General features: G+C 40.1%; 21 protein-coding genes. 8 read left to right on the forward strand and 13 right to left on the reverse strand.

The genetic code is table 11. The features are described 5' to 3' along the window. Positions 1-10 precede the first annotated feature (10 nt). Positions 11-1,009 (forward strand): alpha/beta fold hydrolase, encoded by a 999-nt coding sequence (locus tag ACE1EF_RS13855; protein WP_375721275.1) that lies wholly within the window; start codon positions 11-13, stop codon positions 1,007-1,009. Between the two features lie 12 nt (positions 1,010-1,021). On the opposite strand, the gene kdsA is transcribed toward ACE1EF_RS13855, so the two are convergent. Together kdsA and ACE1EF_RS13865 are read right to left on the reverse strand one after the other, a co-directional pair. Next, positions 1,022-1,837 (reverse strand): 3-deoxy-8-phosphooctulonate synthase, encoded by an 816-nt coding sequence (gene kdsA, locus ACE1EF_RS13860; protein ID WP_375721276.1) that lies wholly within the window; start codon positions 1,835-1,837, stop codon positions 1,022-1,024. Further along, positions 1,830-3,107 carry a replication-associated recombination protein A gene (locus ACE1EF_RS13865; RefSeq protein WP_375721277.1) on the reverse strand — a complete coding sequence of 426 codons (1,278 nt, stop codon included), beginning with the start codon at positions 3,105-3,107 and terminating at the stop codon, positions 1,830-1,832. Before ACE1EF_RS13865 ends, kdsA begins: the two co-directional genes overlap by 8 nt. Before the next feature lie 299 nt (positions 3,108-3,406). Here ACE1EF_RS13865 and ACE1EF_RS13870 point away from each other — a divergent pair, with 299 nt between their 5' ends. Together ACE1EF_RS13870 and ACE1EF_RS13875 are read left to right on the forward strand one after the other, a co-directional pair. Continuing rightward, entirely contained in the window at positions 3,407-5,746 is a 2,340-nt protein-coding gene (locus ACE1EF_RS13870) for a vWA domain-containing protein (protein ID WP_375721278.1), read from the forward strand. A gap of 2 nt (positions 5,747-5,748) precedes the next feature. Further along, positions 5,749-7,785: a VIT domain-containing protein gene (locus ACE1EF_RS13875; RefSeq protein WP_375721279.1), complete on the forward strand. Its 2,037-nt coding sequence runs from the start codon at positions 5,749-5,751 to the stop codon at positions 7,783-7,785. Positions 7,786-8,017: 232 nt separating this feature from the next. Here ACE1EF_RS13875 and ACE1EF_RS13880 read toward each other — a convergent pair whose 3' ends face one another. The 3 genes from ACE1EF_RS13880 to ACE1EF_RS13890 form a co-directional block, all read right to left on the reverse strand. Next, complete coding sequence (locus tag ACE1EF_RS13880; RefSeq protein ID WP_375721280.1) at positions 8,018-8,782, reverse strand: exodeoxyribonuclease III; 765 nt, start codon at positions 8,780-8,782, stop codon at positions 8,018-8,020. Between the two features lie 113 nt (positions 8,783-8,895). Then, on the reverse strand, positions 8,896-10,704 hold the full coding sequence (locus tag ACE1EF_RS13885; RefSeq protein ID WP_375721281.1) for a BCCT family transporter: 1,809 nt from the start codon (positions 10,702-10,704) through the stop codon (positions 8,896-8,898). Positions 10,705-11,165: 461 nt separating this feature from the next. Then, positions 11,166-11,384 carry a hypothetical protein gene (locus ACE1EF_RS13890; RefSeq protein WP_375721282.1) on the reverse strand — a complete coding sequence of 73 codons (219 nt, stop codon included), beginning with the start codon at positions 11,382-11,384 and terminating at the stop codon, positions 11,166-11,168. 104 nt (positions 11,385-11,488) lie between these two features. Here ACE1EF_RS13890 and ACE1EF_RS13895 point away from each other — a divergent pair, with 104 nt between their 5' ends. Both ACE1EF_RS13895 and ACE1EF_RS13900 read left to right on the forward strand, forming a co-directional pair. Then, entirely contained in the window at positions 11,489-12,034 is a 546-nt protein-coding gene (locus ACE1EF_RS13895) for a glutathione peroxidase (protein ID WP_473774496.1), read from the forward strand. Between the two features lie 59 nt (positions 12,035-12,093). Then, positions 12,094-12,972: a carbon-nitrogen hydrolase gene (locus ACE1EF_RS13900; protein ID WP_375721283.1), complete on the forward strand. Its 879-nt coding sequence runs from the start codon at positions 12,094-12,096 to the stop codon at positions 12,970-12,972. Here ACE1EF_RS13900 and ACE1EF_RS13905 read toward each other — a convergent pair whose 3' ends face one another. Further along, complete coding sequence (locus ACE1EF_RS13905) at positions 12,973-13,362, reverse strand: hypothetical protein (RefSeq protein ID WP_375721284.1); 390 nt, start codon at positions 13,360-13,362, stop codon at positions 12,973-12,975. Positions 13,363-13,609: 247 nt separating this feature from the next. On the opposite strand from ACE1EF_RS13905, the gene ACE1EF_RS13910 reads away from it, so the two are divergent. Continuing rightward, positions 13,610-14,077, forward strand: coding sequence for an SRPBCC family protein (locus ACE1EF_RS13910; protein WP_375721285.1), 468 nt, complete (start codon positions 13,610-13,612; stop codon positions 14,075-14,077). 129 nt (positions 14,078-14,206) lie between these two features. Here ACE1EF_RS13910 and ACE1EF_RS13915 read toward each other — a convergent pair whose 3' ends face one another. Next, complete coding sequence (locus ACE1EF_RS13915; RefSeq protein WP_375721286.1) at positions 14,207-16,315, reverse strand: M3 family metallopeptidase; 2,109 nt, start codon at positions 16,313-16,315, stop codon at positions 14,207-14,209. 349 nt (positions 16,316-16,664) lie between these two features. Here ACE1EF_RS13915 and ACE1EF_RS13920 point away from each other — a divergent pair, with 349 nt between their 5' ends. Then, entirely contained in the window at positions 16,665-20,333 is a 3,669-nt protein-coding gene (locus ACE1EF_RS13920; protein ID WP_375721287.1) for a PAS domain S-box protein, read from the forward strand. Between the two features lie 115 nt (positions 20,334-20,448). Next, positions 20,449-20,730 (forward strand): encapsulin-associated ferritin-like protein, encoded by a 282-nt coding sequence (locus ACE1EF_RS13925; protein WP_375721288.1) that lies wholly within the window; start codon positions 20,449-20,451, stop codon positions 20,728-20,730. A gap of 74 nt (positions 20,731-20,804) precedes the next feature. Here the strand turns inward: ACE1EF_RS13925 and ACE1EF_RS13930 are convergent, their stop codons facing one another. The 6 genes from ACE1EF_RS13930 to ACE1EF_RS13955 form a co-directional block, all read right to left on the reverse strand. Then, entirely contained in the window at positions 20,805-21,815 is a 1,011-nt protein-coding gene (locus ACE1EF_RS13930) for a beta-ketoacyl-ACP synthase III (RefSeq protein WP_375721289.1), read from the reverse strand. A 76-nt stretch (positions 21,816-21,891) separates the two neighbouring features. Next, the gene (gene rpmF / locus ACE1EF_RS13935) at positions 21,892-22,077 is read right to left on the reverse strand and encodes a 50S ribosomal protein L32 (RefSeq protein ID WP_375721290.1); all 186 of its coding nucleotides are present in this window, start codon (positions 22,075-22,077) and stop codon (positions 21,892-21,894) included. Positions 22,078-22,091: 14 nt separating this feature from the next. Beyond that, on the reverse strand, positions 22,092-22,604 hold the full coding sequence (locus ACE1EF_RS13940) for a YceD family protein (protein WP_375721291.1): 513 nt from the start codon (positions 22,602-22,604) through the stop codon (positions 22,092-22,094). A 99-nt stretch (positions 22,605-22,703) separates the two neighbouring features. After that, positions 22,704-23,879 carry a sensor histidine kinase gene (locus ACE1EF_RS13945; RefSeq protein ID WP_375721292.1) on the reverse strand — a complete coding sequence of 392 codons (1,176 nt, stop codon included), beginning with the start codon at positions 23,877-23,879 and terminating at the stop codon, positions 22,704-22,706. Positions 23,880-23,908: 29 nt separating this feature from the next. Beyond that, the gene (gene rsgA, locus ACE1EF_RS13950; protein WP_375721293.1) at positions 23,909-24,829 is read right to left on the reverse strand and encodes a ribosome small subunit-dependent GTPase A; all 921 of its coding nucleotides are present in this window, start codon (positions 24,827-24,829) and stop codon (positions 23,909-23,911) included. Positions 24,830-24,854: 25 nt separating this feature from the next. Beyond that, positions 24,855-25,457 (reverse strand): tetratricopeptide repeat protein, encoded by a 603-nt coding sequence (locus tag ACE1EF_RS13955; RefSeq protein WP_375721294.1) that lies wholly within the window; start codon positions 25,455-25,457, stop codon positions 24,855-24,857. Positions 25,458-25,495 lie beyond the last annotated feature (38 nt).

Here is a 25,495-nt window from a genome sequence, read left to right on the forward strand (position 1 = left end):
ACAGAACAATATGAAGCAACTTATCATATCCATCATTTTGTTATTCCCTGGTTTAACCTTTTATGCGCAACAGGACTCACTTCGATGGCTCGATATTGAGCTTGCCAACTACGACTACCCTTATCCGGTCGGTCACATCCGGTTGAGCATACAGAATCAACAACTACAAATGGCATATATGGATGTTAAGCCAGATCGTTATAACGGTAAGAACATTATGCTTCTTCATGGAAAGAATTTCAATGGTGCCTACTGGGGTACCACAATTAAAGCGCTTACTGATGCAGGTTTTCGCGTTATTGTACCGGATCAGATTGGCTTTGGAAAATCTTCCAAGCCGGAACATTTTCAATATTCATTTCAACAACTGGCTAAAAATACAAAAGCGGTACTTGATTCCATAGGTGTAGAACGGATAGCTGTTCTGGGGCATTCGATGGGTGGTATGCTGGCCACACGCTTTACCCTCATGTATCCCGGCATCGTTGATAAGCTGATTCTGGAGAACCCTATCGGGCTGGAAGACTGGAAACTTGTTGTACCTTACAAACCAGTTGAATGGTGGTACAACAACGAACTTCGCAAAGATTATGATAAAATTAAGGCCTATCAGCTCAACAGCTATTATGATGGCAAATGGAAAAAAGAATACGATGAATGGGTGAATTTGCTGGCTGGTTGGACGCTCAATTCAGACTATAAGCGTATCGCATGGAATGCAGCATTAACCTACGATATGATTTTTACGCAGCCGGTACTGTATGAATTTCAGAACATTGAAGTTCCTACCCTGCTTATTATTGGTACACGCGACAGAACTGCCCTGGGAAAACCACTGGTCTCCGACTCTGTGAGGCAAACTATGGGTTTGTATAATGAACTCGGCAAAAAAACACAGCAGACCATTCCCGATTGTAAACTTGTAGAAATTCCCCATATTGGCCATTTACCCCATATAGAGAGCTTTGAGGAATTTATTGCTCCACTGAAAAAATTTCTGAAAGAATAGTCCGGAGTTGTGCTAAAGTGCTTTTCTGATCCGAACCAGTTTTTCCAGCAGTGGTTCAAGCAAAGCCAGATTCAGCATGTTGGCGCCATCTGATTTGGCATTGGAAGGATCGTGATGCGTTTCTAAAAACAATCCATCCACACCTACGGCGATCCCAGCTTTGGCAATGGTCTCAATCATTTGCGGATTACCACCTGTTACACCGGAACTCTGATTGGGTTGTTGCAGGGAATGGGTTATATCCAGCACCACAGGGCACCCGGTCTTCTGCATCTCCGGTATGGTCCGGTAATCCACAATCAGATCACTGTATCCAAACATGGTACCACGGTCGGTCAGCATTACTTTATCATTGCCGGAATCAATCACCTTCTGCACTGCAAATTTCATGCTTGATCCGGACAGAAACTGACCCTTTTTTATATTGATGGTTTTACCGGTTTCGGCAGCTGCCACCAGTATATCGGTCTGGCGACACAGAAATGCCGGAATCTGAATGATATCGACATACTCAGCTGCCATTGCGGCTTCACCGGCTGCATGAATATCCGTAACAGTTGGAATGTTAAATGTGTCCGAAACTTTGCGTAAAACCTTTAAAGCCTTTTCATCACCAATGCCGGTAAATGAATCTAGTCTGGATCGATTGGCTTTGCGGTATGACCCCTTAAATACAAACGGAATCTCAAGTTTATCACTGATTTTTTTTATGGACTCTGCAATGCGTAGTGCCATATCTTCGCCTTCAATGGCACAGGGACCGGCAAGAATAAAAAAATTACCGGATTGGGTATGGCTGAGTCTTGGTATCTTTAATGCGTTATTCATGTTTGTACTTATTTTTCCAAAGGGCTTTCAAACGTTCACTAATCTTCGCTTCAGCGGCATTCTTCTGTGGCAGATAAAACTGTTTTCCGGATACCTCATCCGGCAAAAATTCCTGTTCTACAAAATTTCCGGGGTATGAATGTGCGTATTTATAACCGGCACCATATCCCATATCTTTCATCAGTTTGGTTGGTGAATTTCGTAAATGCAGGGGAACCGGTAAATTGCCTGTTTTACTGACAAAGCTCTGTGCTTCACCGATCGCCATATATGCAGAATTACTTTTGGGTGAAGTAGCCAGGTATATTGTTGCTTCAGACAGCACAATCCGTCCTTCGGGCCAGCCGATCCGTTCAATGGCCTCAAATGCAGCATTCGCAATTAACAGGGCATTCGGATTAGCAAGTCCGATGTCCTCTGCTGCAAGTATCACCAGTCTCCGTGCAATAAACTTCGGATCTTCACCACCTTCCACCATCCTTGCCAGCCAGTACACGGCACCATTGGGATCACTGCCCCTGACCGACTTTATAAACGCAGAAACGATATCGTAATGAAGCTCGCCATTTTTATCGTACATGGCAATATTGCGCTGCAATTTATCAATGACCAGCTCATCGGTCACCACAATCTTATCACTGGAATTTGCTGATATCAGTTCAAGGATATTCAACAATTTACGGGCATCTCCTCCACTCTGACGAATTATTGCTTCGTGTTCCTTAATCTCCCAATCCTGCTTTTTCAATTCTGAATCCTCTTTCAGGGCGCGATCCAAGAGCTTCAGTATCCCGTCATTATCCAAAGGCTTAAGCACATAAACCTGACAGCGGGACAATAATGGAGAAATGACTTCAAACGATGGATTTTCTGTTGTGGCACCTATCAGAGTAAACACACCTTCTTCAACAGCACCAAGCAATGAATCCTGCTGCGATTTACTGAAACGGTGAATTTCGTCTATGAACAAGATGGGATTGGGCCTGTCAAAAAACTGTGATTTTCGCGCTTTTTCAATGACTTCCCGCACATCTTTCACCCCACTTGAAACAGCACTTAAGGTGTAAAACGGACGCTCCTGCTGATTGGCAATGATCTTTGCCAGCGTTGTTTTACCAACGCCGGGGGGGCCCCACAGGATAAAAGAACTGATTCTCCCTGATTCTATCATTTCGCGTAAAACCGCACCTTTTCCAACCAGGTGTTCCTGCCCGATATAATCGTCCAGAGACTTTGGACGCAAACGTTCCGCGAGTGGTTTTACAGCCATAATTTGAAATGAAAAACAAAAATACAAATTCCTTTTTGAAACGATTTATATTATGTAGCGATTCGTTGTTAAAGACTGAATTTAAATGAATTTTTAATAATTGATATTTTTTATTGCTTAGAATATTAAGAAGTGTTAACTTTAGGCTTATCGTTTTTAGCGATACAGTTTATAGAAAAGAATGCAATGGATGTTGAATAATTTTGCATATTAAAACCTGTGTGACCGCTACATCAGAACCTTTTTTACAATCATCAGTTGCATCTGTTTATTTAACTCACTATTATAAATGAAAAACTATGCTTAGAGTAAAATTACTTGTTTTCATGGCATTGACCGTTCAGATTTTCTCTGCGCAGACTGTCTATGATGCCAACATTAAAAACCGGTATGATCTGAATCAGGAAATCAGTCCGGTACAGTTTAAGTCTGCTTCGTTGAATGATTCCAAACTGGCCATAAAGACAGAGGTATGGCAATACACCTTAATGGATGGTGGTTATTTTACCATCGGTTTGAACAACGGGAAGTACCCTGCTTCCATCGATAATCAGTGTGAACTGACATTTGGACATCCATTTGCCTTTACATCTTTTGCGTATCCTGTTGTGGATGGCATAACCATTGATCCAAGAGCTCTTTTGGCAAATGATAATATCGCCCTGACCAAAAGAAAAGACTCTGTCATATATCAGGTTTGGGTTACGCCTGATATCGTATCAAAATTTGTGATCCATACTGCGCCTCAACAGAACCTGCAACTGGATTATACTTTAGAAAACACGGGTAGTGAATCACATCAGGTCGGAGGTAGAATACTCTTTGATGCAGCATTGGGAAAATGGGGAGACGGATATATTATTCAGGCTGATACTGTTTTAAATAAAACAGGAAAGCTTGCCGCCATTCCTGATACCTTACTGCTTTTTGAAAGAGGAAAATCGCCAAGAGGTATTGGACTAAAAATTTCATTTGGAGAAAACAAACCTTCTCAGCTCATTGCCGGAAACTGGATCAATCTTTTTCAGGATAAACCTGATAACGACAAATTCTATGATCTGGCCATAAAAAACCAGTGGGAACATACAACACTGGAACAGGGAGAAAAAGTCACGTATTCACTTTTACTGACCGAAGCAGAACCGGACTATGATGGTTCTCCATTCGTCCGATGGAACCTTCCCAATGCGTTATCCATTGAAAACAATATGCTCTTTCCCCTTTCCTTGGCTACAATAGCAGAAATCCAAAGTGCATCACCTTCGGGTGACATTAGTTTTAATCTCGTCGGAGAACCGTATATATCAGAGCTGTCTGATGCAAGTAATTCAACGTTGACAGATACAATTACTTATGCAAATATTGAGGTGAATTTCCAGGAAAATTATGATTCAGTCATCACCCCGTTAACACTTAGAATTGTACAAAACGGTCAGTATATCGATGAACTCATCAGGAATGTTTTAATACCCGGAGCCCCATTTTCAAATGAAGGGTTGACAGTAACAATCGATACTGTTTATCAGGATAATGGAAACATTGCATTAATCTTTAAAGTAGTAAAAGATGAAAACGGACAGTTACTGTATAGTCTGTCAAAAAACAATATATTCTTCTATCTGAATGATTTACCTATTAATGATTTTACGGTGGCTAAAGATACGAGTAACGGAATTAATCAGGCTGATATCGTTTTTATTCTTGATGTTACAGGTAGTATGGGTAATGAAATTGCTTCCGTAAGAAGTAATATTATTGAATTTACAGACAGTCTCACCATGAAAGGTGTGGACTATCGTCTTGGCATGGTGACCTTTCTGGATGAAATCGAAAATATTTATGAATTCACAAGTGATGCCGACGTGTTTAAAGGTTATGTAGAACAGCAATATGCCCATGGAGGCGGTGATTATCCTGAAAATTCTCTGGAGGCACTATATCAGGGAGCGACACATTATCAGTTCAGAGGTAGTGCAAAACGTATATTCATCTGGATTACTGATGCCTCTTATCACATTAACAACGATAATACATCGTTAACCAAGGCAGTCGTTACAGATGCTTTACTGGAAAAGGGGATCGTAACACATTGCATCGGAAATGCGTCTGAACAGCTGTATTATTACGATCAGATCGTTTTAAATACCGGCGGCAGCTTCTATGATATTAATGGGAATTTCAGAGATATTTTGCTGGATGTTTCCAGACTTGGTCAATTGCCTGAATTTATTCTGAGTTTTAATCCCGAAACTATGACATCCGGAGCTGACCTTTTTAAAGTTGAGGTTCACTATGCAGGGCTTGGCGGTAGTGATACCGTTTCTCTTGGAAATACGGACAAGAGCAGAACGTTTAATGACAATAAGGCTTTTGCAGTATATCCTATCCCCGTTAATCAAACACCAACCCTTAATGTACTGGAAGATGGAAACTATAATGTGACTTATGAGCTTATAAGTATTACAGGTAAAGTTATATATCAAAATTCTTTACAAAATGTGTCTTCACATGACCGGATTACCTTAACAGGTTTAGCATCATTCTTAGAAAACAGCAATCAGCCAATGTTGTTAAAACTGGACATTTACGACACCGATAAAAACCTTATAGATTCCCAACGTATTAAAATTATCAGATAACCATGAAAAAGTATATCGCAATATTAGCAATAATCATCTGTAGCTCATCTGTTTTTGCCGACGGACTTATTATTCCGGAAGGCAATACTTACCCTGATGAAGTATTAAAAAATAAAAGCACAAGCATTGAAGTAAATATTCGTGGGCTTATTGCAGAAACGGTAGTATACCAGGAGTTTGAAAATGAATCAGATGCAGAAATTAACGGGGTATACAGTTTTCCGCTTCCGATGAATGCCAGAACGACAAGGCTCATGTATTCAAAAGGAGATACACTGATTGATGCCGTTCTAAAAGTGAAGGCTCAAACTCAGAATCCCGGGACCGGTGAAGGAGGAACTGTGGCCTTGATAAATCAGTATATGGGCAAAAATGCCTTGAGGCTAAGACTGAGTAATATTGCACCGCACAGCATTAAAGGCATACGACTGCATTACATATCCACCCTCACGAATTCTGATGGTACAGCAGAATACATTTATCCCCTTGATGTATCGGATTTTGTAAAAACACAGCTGGATTATCTGAAGATAAAAATCAATGTCAGCTCATCGACTAAAATTGAAAACTTCGCACTGCCGGATTTTAATGATTTCTTTGTCAGTTCCGAAACAGACACTACACTAAAAATCACCTGTTTGAATTCAAAAGTTTATCCGGCAAAAGATATCCGGTTCAGCTATTCAACAGATAACAGCAATCTGTCTCTTGATGTATTTTCATGGAAGCCTGACACAACTGATGGTTATTTTACCATCGTGGCACGCTCTGAGGCAAAAGAAATAACAGAACGTATTCCGCAAAAACTTATGTTTTTGATTTGCAATTCTACCACAATGTCAGGCATTAAATTGGATCAGTCCAAATTTGCTGTTAATAAATGTCTGGATCAGCTTGGAGAACAGGATTCATTTAACATTGCTGTTTACAACTCAGTGTTAAGCCAGTGGCAAGGCTCTTATGTGCCGGCAACATCAGATAACATTACCCAGGCCAAAACATATGTTGATGCAATTACATTTAAATATGGTAACAGAACCGGTAGTGCAATTAAACAGATCCTAAGTACAAATCCAGTCACCGGGACATTGATGTCTATCCTTGCATTCACAGATGGAAAAGGCACACTTGATCCATACGAAATTGAGGAGGCCAATATACATAAAACAGGCATTTTCCTGGTCGCCATTGGTAACGATTATGACCGGGCGCGTTTGGAGACTCTGGCTAACCTGAACTTTGGTTTTGTTTGTTACTTAACAAATGAAGATAACCTGAGTGATGAAATCGTCAATGTTTTTAAGCGGATAAGTTATCCTCTTTATAAAGATATCAACATCGATTATCTCGATCCGATGGTCCATGATCTGTATCCCGCCAAAATACCGGCCTTGTATGCAAACAGCGATGTTATCATCTCCGGCAGATATTCGCTCCCGGGTTGGGCACAAATCAAGATCAGTGGCTTCGGTTATCTCGGAATGCAAATGTTTCCGTTTGACACCAAATTTGCAAACAGCTATGATGACAGTGAATTCTGCAGAAATATGTGGGTTAGAAATGCGATGGACAATATAGAGGCAAGCTTACTCATATATGGTGAAGCAGATTCATTAAAAAATAAACTGATAGCACTCAGCCTGGCCAATAATATGCGTTGTCGTTATACCAGTTATCTTGAAGACAGTATCTATAAAGAATTAGGTGATGATATTTATGATGATGAATTCGGTTCAACACCGATTAATACTTCTACAACAAAAGCATATAATAAAATCACAAAACTGGGCCCTGTACCGCTGAATATCACATCCTGTATTTGTATTAATCTGCAGGATGGCGGCAACTCTAATTCCAGGTTTATAAGAATCTATAACATTAAAGGTGAAATTGTAAAAACCATAAAAATATCTGATGTGATGTCAGGTGAGATTGAAATATCATTATCGGAACTGATGGGTTCAAACCTGAAAGGCATTTATATTATTACACTTGAAATTGATCACAATATTGAAGATTTCAGAAAAGTTATTTTGTAAAAGTCTATTTATCCTTTAATAAAAAAGAGGCACCGTGCCTCTTTTTTTATGCCTCATGGTTTTATTATAACACTTTAGAATAACGTTTAGAGCCGGGAATAAATATAGTTCGTTCCTGGATGATCTGAGTTATAATTCATCCAGCCTGGTCAAGAAGCTATAAACAGACAATTAAAATGTGCTCAGAACAGTGGAATCATGCAAGCAACTACATAAGCCGCTTATGTTCGCTTTACTTCAGTTCCACTGCCACCGGACAGTGGTCGCTTCCCATAACATCGGCCAGTATAGATGCATTTTTTACTTCGGGGATAAAAGACTCACTGACCAGGAAATAATCGATTCTCCAGCCGATATTTTTCCCCCTGGCGCCGGCACGGTAGCTCCACCAGGAATAGGCATCTTTTTTATCCGGATAAAAATATCTGAAACTGTCCACGAAACCGCCTTGTGTAAACCGGTCCATTCCATCGATTTCTTCCTGCATGTATCCGGCATATTTGTTGTAATTAGCTTTTGGACGTGCCAAATCTGTTTCGGTATGAGCCACATTAAAATCACCGCAAACGATAACCGGTTTTGTCTTTTCCAGAAACTTAAGATAGTTAAAAAATGCCAAATCCCATTCCTGCCTGTAATCCAGACGCCGCAAATCGCTACCTGAGTTTGGCACATAGACTGATATTACGAAAAACTTATCGTATTCTGCACACAATACACGTCCTTCGGTATCGTGCTCATCCATCCCAATACCCTTTGAAATGCTCATTGGTTCCTGTTTGGTCAGTATTGCTGTACCTGAATAACCTTTTTTCACGGCCGAATTGGAATATATGTGATAACCTTCCATGTTTTCCAGCGTTTCAGAAACCTGATCGTCCTGCGCTTTTGTTTCCTGCAGGCAGATTATATCCGGATCAATTGCTTTTATATCCTTAAAAAAATTCTTTTTGGCAACTGCTCTCAGTCCATTAACATTCCATGAGATGATCTTCATATTTTTTGTCTTTATAAAAACTTACCATTTACAAATATACAATGTCACAACCATTATTCAAGTTTGCAGGTATTCTAAAATCATTCAAAGTCAATTCAACATCAACAAATGCCTCACTCCTTTGCTTCCTTTTCCTGTTGTTCAGACTTGTTTTCCTCTACAGCTTCCTGCAACGGCACTTCAAAATTCTGAACATCCGGATTAATTTTTTTAATGATCGTGGCATGATAATACTCCTGCTCCAGTCCCCTGTAAAGGCTGTACACCATAAAAATAAGGATAAAGGTAAACGGCAAACCTGCTGCTATTGAGGCACTTTGCAAAGCCGTGAGTCCGCCACCCAAAAGAAGCACTGCAGCACACACGCCCTCCATTACAGCCCAGAATATGCGCTGAGGCACGGGAGAATCAAGTTTTCCACCTGATGTCAGATGGTCTACCACCAGTGATCCTGAATCAGAAGATGTAACAAAAAAGATAATCACAAGCAATACACCTGTAAATGAGGTTATCTGCGTTAATGGAAAATTCTTCAGCATCACGAATAAAGCAGTTGATACATTATCCTGAACCGCAGATACGATGTCTGCTGCACCTGTTGTCTGAAGGTTAATGGCAGAACCACCCATCGTACTCATCCATAAAAATGAGAGCAAAGTAGGCAGGATCATCACACCCATAATAAATTCCCGCACTGTTCGGCCTTTTGAAACTCTGGCTATAAACATGCCCACAAAAGGCGACCATGAGATCCACCATCCCCAGTAGAATATCGTCCACAGATTCTGCCAGTTGCTGCCCTCGGCACCATGATAGGTTTCCACCCAGAAACTTAGTTCCGGCAACTTCTGAAGGTAGAACCCCAGGTTTTGAGTAAAAGCCTTAAGGATATAAATTGTAGGACCTACAATAATGATAAACAGCATGAATATTCCGGCTAAGTAGAGGTTAGCACTACTTAACAGACGTACACCTTTATCCAAACCAGCAACCACCGACAATGTTGCAAACAGGGTTATGATACCGATCAGCAATACCGCATATTCTGTTGAAGTGGGAAACCCGAATAAGTAATTCAACCCTGCTGCCACCTGCTGGACCCCAAGCCCCAGCGAAGTTGCCAGTCCGAAAAGGGTAGCCAGTACCGACAAGATATCAATCAGGTTACCCCAGAAACCATAGATTTTATCTTTAAGCACCGGATAAAATACAGAACGAATAGTCAGTGGCAATCCCCTGTTATATGCAAAAAATGCCAGTGATAAACCCACAAGCGTGTAAATACCCCACGGATGCAGGCCCCAGTGAAAATATGTCACGCCAAGAGCACTTTGCGCACTTTGCGGGGAATACCCGGGTACATCGAACATGGGCGACGGTGATGCATAGTGAAATATGGGTTCAGCCACACTCCAGAACATTAGCCCTATTCCCATCCCGGCACTTATCAGCATGGCATACCAGCTGAATGTACTGAATTCCGGCAGTGCATCCGGCCCGCCTAGTTTAATGCTGCCATATTTGCTGGCTGCAAAAATGATCATCACGATCACAAAAAAATTGGCTGCGAGCATATAAAACCATCCAAAAGTATCACCTATGCTGTTCAGCATATTGGTAAAAAATGCGCCGGCCTGTTCCTTAAAGACTAAGGTCATCACGATAAACAGAATTACCAAACCGCCTGCAATTAGTGAAACCTGGGGATGAATATCAAAACCCCATTTTTTCCAGTTGCTTTCTCCCGGGGTGTGACCTTTCGACTCATCGTAGTATGTAGCCTTGGGGATAATCTGAAGTCCTAAAAAAGGGTTGCGCTCCTTAAAAATTTTTCGCTGTTGCTTTTTTAAATACTCCCGGGCCATTTCGGTGGCTTTACTCTGATAAGATTGATCCTGTGGATGATTTGATTGTTCTGACATACGTAATTGTTTAATTTCAAATATGTTGTTAATCAGTACTTTCAAAAAAAGAACTATCGAATTTTATTCGGCACGATGTATCAAAAACTAACGTAGTGCGGATTTCATCAGCCACAAAATCCCAACGCCAGTACTGCCATGTTGCAGCGAACACGGAAGCAGCTTAATGAATACATCTGATTTTCTTACTTAAACGGGGCGTTACAATTGGGTTTGTTGTGTAACATAGTGCTAACAACATGAGCCGTTGTTTTGTTTGATTTTTTTTACACAGCACCTTGCCGGGAGCCGGTTACAGCCTTAAATCAAAGGTTATCTGCGCATTATCGAATCAAGCCTTATCAGGCTATATGAAAAGAATACGTTTAAAAACAATGCTGTTTTATGAGTTACAGAAAATTGAATACGTGTAAGTAGTGGTCGCAGGCTTTATGTAATGAATTATTCATCTGTATTATTTTTCATTCTCCGTTTTTCTTCTCCCAAATACGGGAACTGCTTTCACGGGCCGTATCACCTACATTGGTTCTCAGATAAAGCTGACTTACGTAGTCATAAGCTAAATTGGTTCCCTGAAGCCCTTGTTCTGAGTCTGTACTGATGACCTCTTTCTTCTGAAGATGCGGACAAAACAGAACATCTGAGTGTGAGATATTGAAATAGCCGGTTCTCCAATACATACTGCTTTCATGCTGTTATTTCAAGTCAGCTTAAGAACGTTTAAATTCATCGCAGCAAACGAACATACTATTAAAACACCTTGTTATACACAAAAACAACTATTATGAATAAACTTTTAATGGCAATCATGATAAGTACGTTCAGCATCATTCAACATGTTGCAGCCCAGAAAAGTTTCTATGATTTTAAGGTAGAAACCATAACAGGCGACAGTATCAGCTTATCCGAATTTAAGGGCAAAAAAATACTCGTGGTGAATACCGCTTCCAAATGTGGTTTTACGCCGCAGTACGAAGATCTTGAGAAACTATATGAAACGTATAAGGATGATGATTTTGTAATTATCGGATTTCCTGCCAATAACTTCTTGCATCAGGAGCCGGGCAGTAATGAAGAAATTGCAAAATTCTGCAAGATGAACTACGGTGTAACGTTTCCAATGATGGCTAAAATAAGTGTTAAAGGGAAAGACATGCATCCCTTGTATGAATGGCTGACCACCAAAAAGGAGAATGGCGTACTGAATACAAAGATCAGCTGGAACTTTCAAAAATTTCTGATAGACAAAAATGGGAAACTGATCAAAACCCTGCCTCCAAAGACTAAACCAATGGATGAAGAGATTGTGGAATGGATTAAGCGTTCCTGAATTCGCTTCACAGTTTAGTTTTTCATAAAAAAACACGAAATTCGCACAAAACATCTATTATGAAGGTTGGCATAATCCAGCAGACAAATACGGTATCTGTAGAACATAACAAGTTAAAACTGGCTGAAAATATCACAGCTGCTGCTAAAAACGGTGCACAGCTGGTTGTGCTTCAGGAGTTACATAACAGCCTTTACTTTTGTCAGACTGAAGATACGGAACTGTTTAACCTGGCAGAACCAGTTCCGGGACCATCTACAGCCTTTTACAGTGATCTGGCGAAAGAAAACAATATTGTTCTTGTCACCTCACTTTTTGAAAGACGTACTGCCGGAATCTATCACAATACAGCCGTAGTTTTCGATACCGATGGCTCAATGGCAGGCAAATACCGTAAGATGCATATACCGGATGATCCGGCCTACTATGAGAAGTTTTATTTTACCCCTGGTGATCTGGGTTTTGAACCCATAAATACCTCATTGGGTCGACTTGGAGTTCTGGTTTGCTGGGATCAGTGGTATCCTGAGGCTGCCCGTGCAATGGCACTGAAAGGTGCTGAAATTTTGATTTATCCTACTGCTATTGGTTGGGAAAGCTCTGATCCGGGAGAACAAAAAGAAAGACAGCAAACAGCCTGGATGACAGTTCAACGTGGACATGCTGTGGCAAACGGCCTGCCCGTTGTTGCAGTAAACCGAACCGGCCATGAACCGGATCCGTCAGGTCAGACAAATGGCATACAGTTCTGGGGCACCTCTTTTATTGCCGGACCACAGGGTGAGCTTTTATACAAAGCTCCGGCTGATGAAGAAGTCGTTAAGATTGTGGATGTAGATATGCAGCGAAGTGAAAATGTACGGCGCATCTGGCCTTTTTTCAGGGATCGCCGGATTGATGCATTTCAGGATCTTATGAAACGCTTCGCGGACGAATAATTACTCCATCTTCAGTTTCTCAATTGTATAGCGTTCATAATGATCCCCCGTTCCTCTCCAGAAGGTGAGTTTATCCTTTGAATAGGCATAGGTGTATGAACCCGATAGAATCAGCGACCAGTCAAAATCGGCTGTCCATACGCATTCATCATCAAACTGAATAGTATAATCATCCCACCCTACTGTTCCATGACAGATAGCCGGAAAATGTGCTGCCTCACTCCCTCCTTCAAAGGAAAAATCCTTAATCGTTAATGTAATGGCTGTTGTTGAATCTCCCCGTGTATAAGATCCTGCATATGATCCGTCAAGATCAGGCAAACTGTTTTTGGGATCACAAGAAAAAAATAGTGACGCCAAAATTATTATAAAAGTTACTGTGTATTTCATATTGTATTTTTCTTAAAGTGTAAAGTAAGCCAAAAAGCGTTGCATTTAAAACTGATTCTTACGAAGAATTTTACCGGGCCGTTTCCGGGAAACAAAACGCTTAACTGCTAATCCTGCATAATCCGGTGAAGCGCTCATTCCTTAGGGTTTAACTTTATATTCCACAGCATTATAAAGTACTAAAATTAATAAAATCCAGAACTTTTCATATCGCATACAGGTTTATCTAACAACAAATCTGTTAACTATGCGCTTTCATACCATCAATAAATCGGTAATTGTTAAAACTTCATTGCAAAAGGCATGGGAGTTTATTCATAATCCGGAGAACCTGAACCTGATTACACCGGAAGATATGGATTTCAGAATCGTTTCAGATCTGCCTGAATCTATGTTTAACGGCCTCACCATTGCGTATAGGGTAAAGATTCCGGTCCTGGGAATAACAGACTGGCTGACAGAAATAAAACATATTCGTGCCCCTTATGCATTTGTGGATGAACAGCGGATAGGTCCCTACAAATTATGGTACCATTATCATGAACTTGTGGAGGTTGAGGGTGGCGTAAAAATTATTGACCGCGTGCATTACCAGTTACCATTCGGATTTATTGGTCATATCGCACATTTAATATTTGTGCGCCGTACACTAATGAAAATTTTCGATTTCAGAAATGTCAAATTCAGGGAGTTACTGGAGGATCAAAATGAATGACAGCACGTTTTCTGATGATTTAAATAAGAGGTCATATTCAATTAAACCCGGTTCATAAATAAAAGAGGCCAACCCAAAAAGGGAAGGCCTCATGATATAACAGTTAAATGTATTCGGTATCTTATGCCATTAAATTTTTGTTTTAAGGCCCCTTCTTAGAAGCAATGCATCCGGATCGGGTTCCTGTCCGCGGAATTGAACGTATAGTTTCATCGGATCATCTGTCCCGCCTTTTGACAAAACGAAACGTTTAAATTTAGAGGCGGTTTCCTGATCGAATATCCCGTTTTGCCTGAATGTATTAAATGCATCTGCATCCAATAACTCAGCCCACATATACGCATAGTAACCGGCAGAATAACCGCCACTGAAAATGTGTGCAAAATAAGGGCTTCTGTACCGCACAACAATCTCCGGGATCATACCGTATTTATTGAGTGTTTTGGTTTCAAATTCGTTAACACCGTCTTCCGGAACTTCGGTAAGCGTATGCCAGTCCATATCAAGCAATGCCGCAGATACGTATTCTACAGTTGCAAAACCCTGGTTAAAATGAGATGCTTTATTGATTTTCTCAATCAATTCTTCAGGGATCAGCTCTCCGGTTTTGTAATGATAAGCATATAGCTTCAGCACTTCAGGCTCGCCGGCCCAGTTTTCCATGATCTGAGAAGGCAGTTCCACAAAATCGCGGGGAACAGCAGTTCCTGATAAGGTATAATAGGAACATTGGGATAATAATCCATGCAGGGCATGCCCGAATTCATGAAACATGGTTTGAACATTATCCCATGTCAGCAAAGCCGGCATATTTTCGGACGGAGCAGGAAAGTTACAAACGTTACAAACGACCGGAGTGATCATTTCACCATTGATACGCTCCTGTTTCCGATAGCTGTTCATCCAGGCACCGGCTCTTTTACCTGACCTCACAAAGTAATCGGTATAAATGATCCCAACATGGTTACCATCTGCATCAAGCACTTCAAACGGCACAACGTCAGGATGGTATACCTCAATATCATTCCGCTCTTTAAACTGTAATCCGTACAACTTTTCAGCCACTTTGAATATGCCGTTTCGCACATTATTCACTTCAAAATACGGCATCAGTTCATTCTCATTCAAAGCATATTTCTCAGCTTTAACTTTCTCAGCATAATACCACCAGTCCCATGGTTCCAGCTTGAAGTTTCCACCTTCCTTATCAATAATGGCCTGCATATCTTTAACCTCTTCTCTGGCAACCGGAAGTGCTGCATTCCACACCTTCAATATCAGATCATAAACTTTCTCCGGTGTTTTTGCCATGTTTTTATCGAGAATATATTCGGCATGGTTTCTGAATCCAAACATATTAGCCCGTTCAATACGCAAAGCCACTATTTTTTTAATGATTTCCTTATTATCTTTATCATTATCATGGTTACCCCTACTGATGTAGGCATTGAATAACTGCTTTCTCAGATCACGTTTTTCAGAATAGGTTATAAATGGTATCATGCTTGGCTTATGCGGTGTAAAAACCCATTTATTAGTGTAACCTTTTTCCTTCGCCTTTGCTGCTGCACCGGCAATAACACTTTCCGGAAGTCCGGCCAGATCGGCTTCATTTTCAATCAACAGTTCAAAATTATTTGTTTCAGCCAGAATATTATTTCCAAACTCCAGGGTTAACATACTCATCTGCTCATTGATTTCCCGCAACCTTTGTTTTTTATCATCAGATAAATTCGCACCGCCCCTTACAAAACCATCGTATGTTTTTTCCAAAAGCATCTCCTGTTCCGTATTCAGTTGCAATTCATCCTTTTTATCATATACAGCTTTTATCCTGGCAAAAAGTTCCGGATTCAGACTGATATTTGTATTGTGGCGTGACAGTACCGGAGATAATTCCTTTGCAATTTCCTGAAGCTCATCGGATGTGTTGGCACTGCTCAGATTATAAAATACACCTGTCACTTTTTTAAGTAAATGGCCGGTTTTATCAAGAGCCACTATCGTATTTTCAAACGATGGAGCCTCCGTATTATTTACAATTGCATTAATCTCCTCCTCTTCCTGTTTTATACCGGCCTCAACTGCAGGCATGTAATCTGAATTTTCTATTCTACTGAAAGGTGGTGTTCCATACGGTGTATTCCATGTTTCAAAAAAAGGATTTCCCTTTTCTCCGGAGTTACATGCTGTCATTATTATTACAATTAATGTGGATATCAAAACGAGATTCTTCATATCTGAGATTTATTGTTTGGAACCAAAAATAATAAAAGACCACAATATATAATCTGCAAAATATCATGAAGTGTCTGTTCATGCATTAAAACGTAAGCCATTCACGTAAATACTATCGTATAAGAAATCAAAACTTTTAAAGAATATGTATGAAAATAAACGGATTACACTAATCTGGATTAAAGCTGAATAAGAAACTGTCATTTGAAATATGACGAATATTACCTATGTTTAACGTTAATTTTATTTCAATTTTATCTTTTGTCATAGCTTAAAATCACAAAGGATGTTTCTTTTTCATTGCTGTTTAAATAAGCAGTTTACCTAAGAGGCATCAAAAAATATTCTGATGAACGAAACAAAATACAGCCCGAACATAACCAACGCTCCATTTGGATACGCGCTACATAAAATAATAGTTGATGATAAAAATAAGCCTGTGGATTACAGTTTCATTGAAGTCAACAGAAAATTTGAGGAGCTTACCGGTTTAAAAGCAGGGAAAATCATTGGAAAAAGCATAAAAGATATTCTGCCGGGCATTGTGAACGATAGCTTTGACTGGATATCTTTCTATGGCGATATTGCCATTAACCTTACGTCCAAAGAATTTGAACAGTACTCAGATATATTGAACAGATGGTATAAGGTAAATGCCTTTTCTCCTGAAATAAATTATTTTGTAACCTATTTCACAGACATCACTGATGATAAACGCCGGCTCGATAATAAAAACATCATTCTCGGTTTAAGTAACAGCCTTTTATCTTCAGGCAATAATAATGTTGACTATGAGGAAATAACAAAAAACCTTCTCAAACTATCCGGAGCAAAGTATGGCATATTCAGCCTTTATTCCGAAGATCAGGTTACAATAACGCATAAGGCAGTTTGTGGTTTGTCAGATCAGATAAATAAAGTATATAAACTGTTCGGTTTCTCGCTGCATAACAAGGAATGGACACTGTCGGATGATAAACTCAAGTCCATCAGAGAGGGTGAAAGTCTAAAATTGGTGACACTTGACCAACTGACTGAAGGACAAATACCACCAATAGTATCGCGTACAGCGTATAAAATGCTCGGATTAGGGAAAATTTATACTGTACAGATCAGACATAAAAACCGCGTTATGGGAGACTTCCTTCTGTTTTATAGTCAGCCCAGTGATCTGGAAAATACCGAAGAGGTTAAGACATACGTCAACATTGTAGGCATAGCTCTGAATAAATATAAGGCTGAAATAAAAATTCAGTCCGAACTCACAAAGAATAAGGAACTTCGCTATCTTAATCTGAATGTTATAAATGCCATTCAGGATGGAATCTCTGTACTTACACCGGATTTTACTATTATAAGTGCAAACAATAAAATAAAGGAATGGAACGGATCGAATGCCGTTGAAGGCAAAAAATGTTATGAAGTTTACAGAAGTTTTGAAAAACCATGCAAAGCTTGTGCCTGTAAATCAGCGCTCGAGACAGGAAAAGTCTCAATAACAGAAATACACGGGCTGTATGGTAAAACAGATAATATTTATGAAATATCAGCGCTTCCTATTATCGAACCGGAAACCGGAAAAATTACTTCAATCGTTGAACTGGTCAGGGATATTACAGAAACCAGAAAAGCCGAAACTGAATTACAAAATCAAAAAGACCGGTTATATCACTTAATAACAAGCAGTAACAGTGGCACCTGGGAATGGAACGTGCAAACCGGTGAAACCATATTCAATGAACGCTGGGCCAATATCATCGGATATACACTGGATGAACTGGAACCTGTTTCAATTCGCACATGGGAGCAGTTTATGCATCCGGATGATGCAAGGATATGCGAAACGAATCTGAATCGACATTTTGAAGGGGAAGTGGACTTTTATAATGCAGAACTACGAATAAAACATAAAAGTGGAAGCTGGATTTGGATACTGGACCAGGGACAGGTCATCTCAAGAACTGAAGATGGAAAGCCGGAATGGATGTTCGGCACTCATCAGGACATAACAGAGCGTAAGCTTGCAGAGCTAAAGATAAAAGAAAGTGAAGAAAAGTACAAAGCACTTAATCGCCTCTTCAGAACCATCAGCGATAATATGACTGATATGTTATGGGCTAAAGATCTGGATAACAAATTTATATTCACAAACAAGGCCATGTGCGACGGGCTGCTTAATGCCAAAGATGTACATGAACCCATTGATAAAACGGATATTTACTTTGCCAACCGTGAACGTAAAAGCCGACCGGATAACCCGGAATGGCATACTTTCGGAGAGATTTGCATGGATTCTGATGCAGTAGTCAGAAAGACCATGAAGCCGGGACGTTTTGATGAGTTTGGCAATGTTAAAGGGAAATTTCTACGACTCGACGTCACAAAATCACCCCTGCTTGATGATGACGGAAAGATCATTGGCGTTGTCGGCAGCGGAAGGGATGTTACTGTTGAAAGTGAGATAAGGGGCCAGCTTAAGAAAAGTGAAGAACGGTACAGGAATGTGGTGAACGGGATAAAAGAGGTCGTTTTTGAAACCGATGCAGAGGGATTGTGGACTTTCCTTAATCCTGCATGGACAGAGATGACCAATTTTACCGTTGAAGAATCGGTTGGAACAGATTTTCTGGACTATGTATTTCCTGATGACCGCGAGAGAAATGCAAAACTTTTTAAACCCCTCATCAATAAAGAAAAACCGTATTGCCGGCACGAGATTCGTTATATAACCAAAGATGGTGGATATAAATGGGTGGAAGTTTATGCAGGTCTCATAACGGATGAAAATGGCAATACCACAGGAACTACCGGAACACTGATGGATATCACAGAGCGTAAAATCTGGGAAAAGGAACTATTAAAAGCCAAAGAAAAAGCAGAGGAAAGCGACAGACTCAAGTCGGCTTTTCTGGCCAACATGAGTCATGAAATCCGGACACCCATGAATGCAATTGTTGGTTTTGCCTCCTTTCTTCTTGATAAGGATCTCAGCAGAGATGAAATCAGCAGGTACTCTGAATATATTATTTCCAGTGGCGACCATCTTTTAGAGCTCATAAATGATATTATTGATATATCTAAAATTGATGCCGGACAGATCAGGACCACTGTGGCGGCTGTAAATATTACGGAACTACTAAAAGAGGTTGAAGGTATATTCAGTTCTCACATGAAGTTCAAGCAAAAAGAAGGGCCGGTTGAGCTCATAGCTAAAATTCCATCCAAAGCTTATACTGCGGAAACTGACATTGTGAGATTAAGGCAGATTCTCATTAACCTGATTAATAATGCCTTGAAATTTACGCATAAAGGCCATGTGGAATTTGGTATGGTAATTAAAGGTCCCGATATTGAATTTTATGTCAAAGACACTGGTATCGGAATTGCTGAAAAAGATCAGCAAATCATCTTTGAACGGTTCAGACAGGCTTCTGATTCCACAGAAAAAATATATGGTGGAACAGGTTTGGGTCTGTCCATTGCAAAAGCATACGTTGAACTGTTAGGTGGAAAAATTACCCTGTTTTCTGAACCTGGCAATGGATCCACATTCCGGTTCACTATTCCCAACAACAGTGTGGAGACTGTCATTGCCGGGCAGGCTGCTCAGAGTGATGGTTTTTCGGCATTCAACGGCGAACACATCCTGGTAGCAGAAGATGATTATATCTCATATAAGTACCTGTATGAAGTCCTGTCATCCTATGACCTAAAGGTCAGCCGTGCGGAAAATGGAGAACAGGCCTTAAAATCGGTTTTAAACGATCCTACCATTAACCTGGTACTAATGGATATTCTGATGCCGGTAATGGACGGGCTTGAAGCCACCCGGAAAATACGGGAAAAAAAGATAACCGTTCCTGTCATTGCTCAAACCGCATTCGCATTTGAAAGTGACAGAGAGCGATGTATTAATGCAGGTTGTGATGACTATTTATCAAAACCTGTAAAAGAAAAAGAATTAGTTAACGTCTTACATAAATACCTGAATCTTAAGAACAAGCCTGTGCTAAACTGACATATATACTTTTTTATGGTTTAATTATTTGCTAAATTTAATGGCAATATCATTTGCACCCCATAATAACAAATTAGTTATAAGCAAATATTAATCATTAAAAAGGAGGCCTTAAATGAGTGACTATCACGAACCCGCTAAATCTCTGAGTGAAAAAACCAGATCCTTTACCAGGGCACTGAACAGTTTAAAAGAAGAAATTGAAGCCATAGACTGGTACAACCAAAGGTATGATGTTGAAACGGATAAATCGTTGAAGCATATCCTGAAGCATAACATGGAAGAAGAGATGGAGCATGCCTGTATGACCCTGGAATGGCTTCGCCGTAACATGGACGGCTGGGATGAGGAATTGAGAGAAAATCTATTTAAAGAAGGAGAGATCGGACACCACTAATGTTAACGAATGGCAGAAAAAAAGGCCTCCGTCAGTTAACAGAGGCCTTTAACGTATTTTAATTTCAGCGTTTTCTACTGAACTTTATCACCATCGTATGCCCATACAAGATAACCGGCACCCCAGGTAAACCCGGCACCAAATGTTGCCAGAATGATTTTATCCCCTTTTTTCAGCTGCTTTTCCCACTCCCATAAACAAAGTGGTAAAGTAGCAGATGTGGTGTTCCCGTATTTTTCGATATTTATCATTACCTGCTCCTTGTTGATTCCCATATGATAAGCGGTTGCTTCAATGATCCTCATATTGGCCTGATGCGGTACCAGCCAGGTCAGCTCCTCTGAAGAAATATTATGCTTCTTCATCATATTCACCGAAACTTCAGCCATATTCGACACGGCATGCTTAAATACATGTCGTCCTTCCTGGTACACATAGTGTTCGTCATTGTCAACCGTTTCATGCGAAGCAGGACGAACTGAACCACCAGCCTTCATCTGAAGATGCTTAAGACCGCTACCATCAAGATGAAGATCAGTATCCAGTAATCCTATTCCCTCTTCTGTTGAAGGTTCAAGCAATACAGCACCGGCAGCATCACCAAATAAAGGACATGTTGTACGGTCCTTGTAATTTGTTATTGCCGACATCTTATCAGCGCCTACCAGAATAACTTTTTTGTGCTTACCTGAAACAATATACTGAGCCGCAGTATCCAGTCCGAAAAGAAAACCGGAACAGGCAGCCATCACATCAAATCCATAAGCATTGGTTAATCCGGCAAGATCCTGAATCGTTGAGGCAGTTGATGGAAAGGGATGATCCGGCGTTGTTGTTGCACATACAACCAATTCTATTTCTTCAGGCTTCGTATTTGTCTTCTTTAAAAGCTTTTTAATGGCTTCGGCTCCCATGAATGCAGAACCTTTGTCTTTGTCTTTTAGAATTCTTCTTTCCTTTATTCCTACCCTGGTCATGATCCATTCATCGGTAGTGTCAACCATCTGACTTATTTCTTCATTTGTCAGGCGATAATCGGGCAGATAGGTTTCGATGCCTGTGATAATTGCTTTTAAATTACTCATCTTGAAATAAAAGTGTTTGCCATGAAATAAAAAAAGCCCTAAACGGAGTTAGGGCATATGCTTTATTGCCTTAATACTACATATCAACTGCTTTCTCTACTGCAAGTCTGCCTCTGTAGTAACCACATTCGCCACAAACAGTGTGGTAAACATGAGAAGCGCCGCAATTAGGGCATACTGCTAAAGTTGGCATCTCTGCTTTGTAATGCGTTCTTCTTTTATCCCTTCTTGTCTTCGATGTTTTGCGTTTTGGATGTGCCATTTTTCCAAATTTATTTAATTGTTATTACCTAGTTTCTTTAATGCTTCCCAACGGGGATCAATATCTTGTTTATGTTCTGTTTTTTGTTCCGAGATGCGCTCTAACATTTCAGGATTACAATCCCCTTTTTTATGAAATTTTGCAATTGGAATACTCAGTTTTACAAATTCATACACGTAAGAGGACAGATCAAAAAATCCCTCTTCCTCCGGTATAATTATAACTTCGTCATCTATTTCACTGAATTCCTCTCCGTACTTCAGATAAAGGTTAAATTCTCCCTTAATTTTCAGATCCATCTCATCCAGACAGCGGTCACATGGAACCTGTACCGTTCCTTTTAATTTAAACTGCAACTCAAATGTCCGGGTTGATTTCGTGATAAAAAGTGATAAATCAACATCAGTATCCGAAATTTCGTCATCATCAAAACACTCAATGAACGTCCGGTCAACATGGAACTTCAACTCCTGCTTCCCGCTTTCCAAGCCCTTTAGAGGGATTATATATTCTTCCAGCCTCTTCAAGTCCCCTGTTTAAAAACCCTGCAAAATTATAAAAATAACAGCAACAATTAAAAAAAACGTTTCTTTTTTCCTTAAATAGTTGAAAATTACAATGTGCTACTATGATTTCAGTACAGGTAGTATCACCCGAATGGTAGTTCCTTTCTCCAGTTCTGACCATTTAACAAAGATTCTGCCATGATGATAATTCTCAACGATTCGCTTGGTCAGTGATAATCCCAAACCCCAACCCCGTTTTTTTGTCGTAAATCCGGGATTAAATATGGTTTTGAATCTTTTTTTAGGTATTCCTCTTCCATTATCAGTAAAATCCGTGATAACCATATCTTCTTTGTGCATCATCACCACAGAGATTTCTCCAACACCTGTTGTTGCATCAATGGCATTTTTAATTATATTTTCAATCACCCATTCAAACAAGGGACGATTTACCTCAACCGGAATAAAGGCATTCTGCTCAATATCACTTTTTATAGTAATTTTCTTAGAAGTTCTGCTCCGCATATAGGCCAGAGCATCAACCAGAAGATCAGTGTAGTTGTACTGTTCAAGTGACGGTTTGGAACCGATTTTTGAAAACCGTTCAGTCACCATATTTAACCGGTTCAGATCCTTCTCCATCTCCGGGATCATTTCAGGATTAAAACTTCCGCTTTTCATTAATTCCGTCCAGGCCATGAGTGACGACAGGGGCGTACCTAACTGATGGGCTGTTTCCTTGGATAAACCAACCCAAACCTGGTTTTCTTCTGCCTTTTTAGAAAACGAAAATGCCAGATAAGCGATAACAAAAAAGAAAGCAATCAGGCCTAACTGCACATATGGATAATACTGTAACTGCTTAAGAAGCACCGAGTCGTTATAATACAGCGTTAGCTGAAAAGGGCCTTCATCTGTCTGCGTTTCCATGCGGATCGGTTCTATCTGCTCGGCAAACTTCTTAGCCTTATCCTTCAGAAATTCTTCCTGTGCCACATTTTCAGGGATTCGTATGTTGGCAAAGGTCGAGATGCTGTCCGTTTTATCATAAATGATTACCAACGGTATTGTAGTATTGTTCTGGGATATTTTTAAAATTAAATTAAGCGTGACCGGGTCATCGGTCTGACCCAACATTTTAAAGGCTTCTGCAGTCAGCTCCATTTTTTTGCGCTCTTCCAGCGATAAGCGATTGGCCAGCCGGTTGGTAAAAAACATGGATGCAACCACTATCAGGCCGGCAAATAACATCAAAAATAACTTCAGGCGGGTTTTAGTATCGTAAATGGTCTTCATTACAGAAGTTTTTTAGTTTATTGTAACGTTTAAACTCTGTATTTATTGTCATCAGGATCTTCCAGTATATTCAGATAACTGATATACCTCGAATAGCTGATCTCACCGTTTTCAACAGCTTCTTTCACAGCACAACCCGGCTCTTCAACATGGATACAGTTATGATATTTACAGTTCGTTGCCGTTTTAAAGATTTCAGGAAAGAAATGGTATATCTCGTTACGCTCAAAATCGATGGTTCCGAATCCCCGGATTCCCGGAGTATCAATAATATATCCCCCTATTTTTAATGGATGCATCTCAGAAAAGGTGGTGGTATGTTTCCCGCTATGATGCGCTTCAGAAATCTCCTGTGTTTTCAGCTTCATTCCCGGATCAACAGCATTTATAAGGGACGATTTACCGACACCACTATGTCCTGACAACAGGGATACTTTTCCTTTCAGAAGACGAGATACTTTATCAATGTTTTTGGCTTTTGTAACGGATGTAAACAGACATTCGTAACCAATATCGGTGTATACAGCCATCCACTCCGCCAATTTATCGGTTTCATCTTCATTATACAGATCTGTTTTATTAAAAATAAGCTTAGCCGGAATATCGTAAGCTTCGGCAGTAGACAAAAACCGGTCGATAAAAACAGTGGTTGTGACAGGATAACTGACTGTTGCAACCAGAACAGCCTGATCTATATTGGCTGCAATAACATGCGTCTGTTTTGAAAGATTTGTTGATTTCCTGACCAGGAAATTCTTACGCTCATGAATCGCAACAATGGTATTATGTTCCGCATCCACATCAACAATATCACCCACAGCAACCGGGTTGGTACTCCTTATCCCCTTCAACCTGAATTTACCTTTTATCCTGCACTCCAGACTTTCTGTCTCAGTCTGAACCTGGTACCAGCTTCCTGTATTTTTTGTTACGACCCCGGTTTTAACCATTTATTTTTTTCTCAAAAATAGCGGATTAATGCATATCTTCAAAAAATGGCTGCAGCCGTTTCATTTCAGCTAACCAGGATTTTATATCTTTCTCAGGGAAATTATTCAGAATGGTAACAACTAACTGTAAATACGATTTCACCGGTGGTAAACCGGCATCGAGTAGTTTCTGCTCATCAGCTGTATTTGCCGCCACAAACATCTGCTTAATTTCTGTGATGCGATGAAGCGCTTCATCCCAGGCACCCTGTTTTGCCAGAATTGACGCATAAAGCTGAAGCATCATAGGAACAGAAATCTGATGAAGATAACCCGGAATAGGAGGTGCAGAATAGATTTTCCTAAACGCCAGTTCACTATTTTCTATATCACCTTTCTGAACATAGGCCATTGCAAGATTAAACCAGTCAGATCGAAAGTTAACCATCTCCGCCAATGCACTAAAATCGCGGATAGCCAGATCGTAACGTCTTCTTTTGTAATTACCCAGTCCGCCATACCGCAATGCATCTGCCCGGGTTTCATTATTATACGATCGTTTTAATTTTTCAGCTAACCTGAACAATTTGTCCCATTGCTTAGATGTATAATAGATACGTAGTTTATCAGTCTTTTTTTTTCCAAACATCCCAACCTTTTTCTGTTAAACACAAAAGTATAACCGAT

It is taken from the genome of Quyinboa sediminis, assembly GCF_042219855.1.
GTDB lineage: Bacteria > Bacteroidota > Bacteroidia > Bacteroidales > UBA5342 > JBHJHP01.